At 37.9% G+C, this 5,933-nt stretch carries 6 protein-coding genes; 2 read left to right on the top strand and 4 right to left on the bottom strand.

Annotated elements, in window-relative coordinates:
- Window position 1 precedes the first annotated feature (1 nt).
- Both JZU62_RS04885 and hemH read right to left on the bottom strand, forming a co-directional pair.
- Window positions 2-1,252 carry a hypothetical protein gene (locus JZU62_RS04885; RefSeq protein ID WP_295012471.1) on the bottom strand — a complete coding sequence of 417 codons (1,251 nt, stop codon included), beginning with the start codon at window positions 1,250-1,252 and terminating at the stop codon, window positions 2-4.
- An 11-nt stretch (window positions 1,253-1,263) separates the two neighbouring features.
- Complete coding sequence (gene hemH, locus JZU62_RS04880; RefSeq protein ID WP_295012469.1) at window positions 1,264-2,211, bottom strand: ferrochelatase; 948 nt, start codon at window positions 2,209-2,211, stop codon at window positions 1,264-1,266.
- A 129-nt stretch (window positions 2,212-2,340) separates the two neighbouring features.
- Between hemH and JZU62_RS04875 the strand changes: the two genes are divergently transcribed.
- The gene (locus JZU62_RS04875) at window positions 2,341-3,135 is read left to right on the top strand and encodes a C40 family peptidase (protein WP_295012467.1); all 795 of its coding nucleotides are present in this window, start codon (window positions 2,341-2,343) and stop codon (window positions 3,133-3,135) included.
- A 4-nt stretch (window positions 3,136-3,139) separates the two neighbouring features.
- Window positions 3,140-3,604 carry a hypothetical protein gene (locus tag JZU62_RS04870; RefSeq protein WP_295012465.1) on the top strand — a complete coding sequence of 155 codons (465 nt, stop codon included), beginning with the start codon at window positions 3,140-3,142 and terminating at the stop codon, window positions 3,602-3,604.
- Between the two features lie 2 nt (window positions 3,605-3,606).
- Here JZU62_RS04870 and JZU62_RS04865 read toward each other — a convergent pair whose 3' ends face one another.
- Window positions 3,607-4,404: an EAL domain-containing protein gene (locus JZU62_RS04865; RefSeq protein ID WP_295012463.1), complete on the bottom strand. Its 798-nt coding sequence runs from the start codon at window positions 4,402-4,404 to the stop codon at window positions 3,607-3,609.
- On the bottom strand, window positions 4,373-5,933 hold a 1,561-nt coding region (locus JZU62_RS04860; RefSeq protein ID WP_295012462.1), incomplete at its 5' end, for an EAL domain-containing protein. The genes JZU62_RS04865 and JZU62_RS04860, both read right to left, overlap by 32 nt.

Genomic DNA, 5,933 nt, shown 5'->3' with positions numbered 1-5,933 from the left:
TTTATTCTTGGTTTTCTCCCAAATAGCTCTTGTGGAGCTTCACTTTACTCGCTAATTCTTGAACATTTTTGGTCTCAGCAAGGGAGAATGGCTCTTTGGCTTTAAACTCTCTTTCGTGGAGATTGTGCACTAAGAGTTTCATTTGTGCGGTTGCTTCTGCCGCCACCTCTTCTAGCGCCTGACGAATGGCACGGTACTCATGATGCTCATATGATTCGAGGGTAACGACAAGTTCGCTGAGTTTTCCTTTTGCATGGACAAACTCGTAGTAGAGTGATTCAGCCGTGGTAAACAGATGAGAAAGCGGTGCCAATGAATCGGAGAGCTCTTTGGAATGAGATGTCATCTCTCGCATCTGTTTGGAGGAGAGAACCATCTGCTGCATGATTAGTTCGCTTTGTTCACGTGAACCTTTCAGCAGTGCATCATTTTCGAGCAAGGTGGTGACAATCGATTCACTTTTTGATCCCAACGTCTGAATATGATGTGAAAAATCATGAACAATGCGGTCGAGCTCGTTTTTTAAAACGGTGATAGTATGTTCAGGACTTTTTTGATTTCCTAGGTGCGTTATAAGGCCATGGAGCTGTTGAAGCTGAGTTTGTACCTCTTTTTGTTCATCACAGCTGAATTGGACCACATTTTTGAGTTGATTGAAGTGATCTTGTTCAGCGACACGGAGCATATCGATATGACGGTGAACGACATGATCCAAGCTAGGAAGTTCGGAGAGGGTAAACTCTTCAAATTTCCCCATTGCAGTTTCTTGTTGGAGTAAAAGGGCTTCGATTTTAGTGATAAAGAGGTTTTGGTTAGCTTCAATCGTATTGAGCACTTCAAACTCATCTTTAAAGACGGTTCGGATTTGCTCATGTGTTGAACTCTCCATTTGAGTCACGAGATCAATTCGGTCTTTTAGGGTTGTAATAGATGATGCCAATGTCAAAATATCATCGCCTATTTCATGAATACGTAAACGAATTGCATGGGTGTTCATGACCGATATGCTTTGATTCATGACACTCATGACCGCCGAGAGGAGAATCCCGACACTCAAAGACAAAAGAGACTCTTTAATGATATTAATATCGATCAAAGGATTTAGTATGAAATGGAGTAGTGCACCGATAAATCCAAGCCCCAATACGACGGGGGTGTAATTAATTTTTGTCGGATCTTTATAGACGGAAATATGGCGTAAAAACAGAAGCGACATACCAAGAATAATAAGCAACAAGTCAATACTAATCATCAATTCACCTTTTATTTCATTTTTGCATACAATTCGGTGATGGTTTGGACGAACAATGGATGATCATTCGGACAACGGCATACCCGATATACCTCATATCCTAACTCATGAGCGACTTCGGCGTACTCGATAGAGAGTTCGAAATCGGTTTCTGAGTTATCGACAGTAAAGGCAATGGGGACGATGATAACCCGTTTGGTTTGGAGGTCACGCAAGGTACTCTCCAGTGAAGGTTCCAACCATTTCATAGGCCCTACTTTGGATTGGTAAGCTAAATGGATGGCACTGAAGTTCAGATGAGATTCGTGTAACATTGCTTTAACCAATTCCACGTGAGCGATTACCTGCCGTTGGTACGGATCACCCTGATCGACGATATTTTGCGGTAATCCATGCGCGGAGAAAATAAGTTCAAACGATTCGGCGCTATCCTCTCCTAAAGACTCTTTGATCCGTTCAATGAGACACTGGTTATAGGTAGGATTAGAAAAGAAGTGCTTTACCTCTACACTAATAACATCCCAACCGATTTTATGAGCTGTTTGTTCAAAATCATCTAGCGAGGATTGGGTTGTCGTAGAGGAGTATTGGGGATAGAGAGGTATGAGGTACACTTTTTCAACCCCCTCCTCTTTTAGCCGTTGGCACACCTCTTTTGCCATTGGAGGGGTATATCGCATCACAAAATCAACGATTGTCTCATCCCCTACCGTTTCTTGAACACGTGTAACGAGCTGTTTTGTGAGATCAACCAGAGGAGATTTTCCTCCGATTTGCCGATATATCTCTTGTGATTTTTCTGTTCGAGATATTGTAATTATGCCGGCGATTAATCGGCGCAGTAGAGAGCTTTTTGTACGTATGATATAAGGGTCGTTAAACATGTTGTGCAAAAACATCTCAACTTCACCCAAATTATTGGGACCACCCATGTTTAGTAGTACGATAGCTTCTTTCATAAAGGGCTTGTTATCCGTTCGTTTTTGAAGAAAGTGTACCATAACATAGTGCTAAAATTGAGTATTATAAAAAAAACTAAAGCTTTTTGATCTATAATGACTGTAAATGCAGAGAAATGAGGAGGGTTAATGCTGATAAAACGAACAGTGTTATCACTGATTTTACTGACTATAGCTTCCCAAGCTGACACGTCAAGGCGTGAGCCATCCCTCTTTTTAGAATATGAACGTGAAGTTAAAAAAGCAAATGATTCTCTCAGAGAGGATGATCCTTTCCTAAAAAATACCTCTTCTATATCCAAATCAATCTTGACTAGTGATACGATTAAACCGGTTACATTGACCGAGCCTGTTCCTGTTAAAGTCTTAAAAAATACCAAAGTCGATGTTGATAAAATCGGTGAAGATAACAAAGCTTTTTTAGTTGTCAATAAACCTGCTCCGATTGCTTCAGCTTCGCTATGTCCTGATGAGGTGAAGGTAGATGCTACCCCAAAAAGCACTCCCCAAAAAATTGTTAAAAGTTTTAAAAATGCGAAAGTAAAAGTTCTCACCCGTGCCAAAGAGTTTCTGGGAACTCCATATGGTTTCGGCGACAAAGACGGTGATCGCACAGATTGTTCGGGATTCACACAGCAAGTTTATAAATCATTCGGTGTATCTTTGCCGCACAGTGCTACTGAACAAGCACTGTTAGGGGAAAACGTCAGTCTCAATGATTTACAAATCGGTGATTTAATGTTTTACCGAACCTATAAATCGGATCCTTCACATGTCGCCATCTATGCTGGAAATGGCAAAATAATTCATGCTTCGTATGCTGCTCGAAAAGTTCAATATGATTCGATAGAAAAAGGGTATTATCGAGATCGTTTTATGTATGCTAGGCGTTTATCATTTAGTAACCCTGATTACGACGAATAAATATATGTTAACACTTCATTCTATACTGGATAAACACTGGCTTTGGAAAGAGATATATACCAAGCTTGACTTATCCTCGCCGGCTTATCAGTATTGGAATGATAGTCGACATATCAAATTAAACCGCTATATATTTCTCGAGAAACAGACTCTTCCTCCAAAATATGCACACATAGAAGAAAATTTAACTGATTTATCAGGCTATCTTCCAACTCAATATGCCGCAACACAGTTGGGTATTGACAGTCATATTTTCGGTTATAAAAAAATGCGTCTTTATAGTCAGTTTGAATATAAGTTTGTGAACGATATCAAATTTGTTAATCTTAAGCGGTTTTTTCTCGAAAATGGGATCAAAATCGGAAAAAAAAGTTACGTGCATCTTGCACGATTGGATGAGTTAGTTATTACTGCCGATTCTCGTTTTTATCGGATTGATGAGAACTATGGAGTCGTCGTTTATGATTGATTTTATAAATATAATGGCTCAACCGGTCTTCCAAAAAGATATCCCTGAAAATGGTTACATCCCATTAATACAAGCTTCTCATATTGTTTTTCTGTCTCAACCCCTTCTGCAATGACATCTAAACCAAACTTTTGTCCAATTGAAATGATAGTTTTGACAATAATTACATCGTTTTGATCACTTGTTAAATCACGAATAAAGGACTGATCTATTTTGAGTTCATCAATGGGTAATTGCTTAAGATAAGACAAGGATGAATCCCCTGTTCCAAAATCATCGATTGAAAGGGTAAGCCCTAGTGCTTTTAAATCATGTACTTTATTCAGAGTTTCTTTGGTATTTTTTATCAATAGGCTCTCAGTAAGTTCGAGGCGAAGTTTTTCTGGATTAATATTGTATTTACCCATAATAGATTCTATCATAGGGAGAAAATTCTCTTTCTCAAATTGTTTATAGCTTACATTAAGAGAAATACGCCATTTTTTTTTATATTCGTCTGACTCCCATCTCTTTAGTTGTCGTATTGCTTCGTGTAAAACCCATTCACATAGTGGACCAATCAAGCCGCTATTTTCAGCAATCGGAATAAAATTTCCAGGCGAAATCATTCCATAGTCTATGTCATGCCAACGGATTAGTGCTTCCACCCCGACGAATTCTAAGCGATTACCAACTAAAATAATTTGGGGTTGATAATATAATTTCATAAAATTATTTTTGATAGCTTTATGTAAACGATCAATCAATAACACTTTTGTTTCGATCATTTTATAAAAGTGCCGGAAGAATAGGTTTGCCAAAAAAATAGCCTTGAAAATATTCACAGCCCATCTGTATGAGTTTGTCATATTGTTCTTTGGTTTCAACCCCTTCAGCTATAACTTCAAAGCCAAATTTTTGACCGATAGAAATGATTGTTTCAACAATTATCACATCATTTCTATCGCTCGTTAAATCACGAATAAAGGATTGATCTATTTTAAGTTCATTAATAGGAAGCTGTTTAAGATAAGACAAGGATGAATATCCGGTTCCGAAGTCATCAATCGAAAGAGTAAGCCCTAAGGCTTTTAGCTGGTTTATTTTATTTAAGGCATCTTGAGTATTTTTTATCAATAGACTTTCAGTGAGCTCAAGTCTAAGCCGTTTAGAATTAATTTTATATTCTTGAATGATTGACTCGATGATAGATACAAAATCATCTTTTTCAAATTGTTTATAACTGACATTGACCGAAATACGCCAATCTTTTTTAATGGGATCATCATCCCAAATTACTAATTGTTTTACCGCCTCACGCATAATCCATTCACCCAAAGGGACAATCAATCCGCTCTCTTCTGCGAGGGGAATAAATTCACCAGGAGAAATCATACCGTGTTCGGGATCGTTCCATCGAATAAGTGCTTCTACCCCTATAACACGTTGATCTCGATTGACTAAAATTTGATTTTGATAGTGCAAAGCAAAAAAATTGTTTTCTATCGCTTTACGCAATCGATCTATCATTTGCGCTCTCTCTTCAATGATTTTTTGCAGTACTGGATCGAAAAAGCAAAATGTGTTTCGTCCTCTCATTTTTGCATTGTGCATAGCACTGTTTGCATACTTCATTAAATCATCGATGGATTGTTCCATGTCTACAAACATCGAAATCCCGATACTAGCCGATGATCTAAAATCGTAATTGTCGATATAAAAAGGTTTTTCCAATTCGGCAAGAATTTTTTCGGCGACAACTTGTGCATCAGAGGTAGCTTGAATCTTATCGTCTTCATAAGTATTAATCAAGACAACAAATTCATCACCACCGAAGCGTGCTACTGTATCACATTGACGAATAATATTGAAAATGCGTTTAGCTGTCTCCACTAACACGAGATCACCGACAGCATGTCCTTTAGTATTGTTGATCGTTTTAAAGTGATCTAAGTCAATGAATAATATAGCCGCATAATGGTTGCTTCTGCTGCTTTGATGGATCATATTACTTAGATGGATCGTAAATAATAAACGATTTGGTAAGGTCGTTAATGTATCATAATGGGTAATGTTTTTTAAATCAGATTCTAGTTTCTTTTGATTGGTAATATCAATTCCGACTTGTACCTTAGCCAACTGACCATTTTTCCAGCGAATAATCCGATCGTTATAGAGATAAAAATTACCGTTAAGTGTATTTTGATTTTCCCATTCAAATGTCGTCCCTACTGGAAGGGAAAGCCGATTCTCTGCTTGTTGTTGTAGAGGACAAAAAAGACAAGGTGAATTTTGATTATTCTGTAATACTTGATAGCAGATTTTTCCCTCTATCTCACCGAATATATGT

The organism is Sulfuricurvum sp., assembly GCF_019163035.1.
Lineage (GTDB): Bacteria > Campylobacterota > Campylobacteria > Campylobacterales > Sulfurimonadaceae > Sulfuricurvum.
This window is presented reverse-complemented; position numbering and strand designations above follow the sequence as displayed.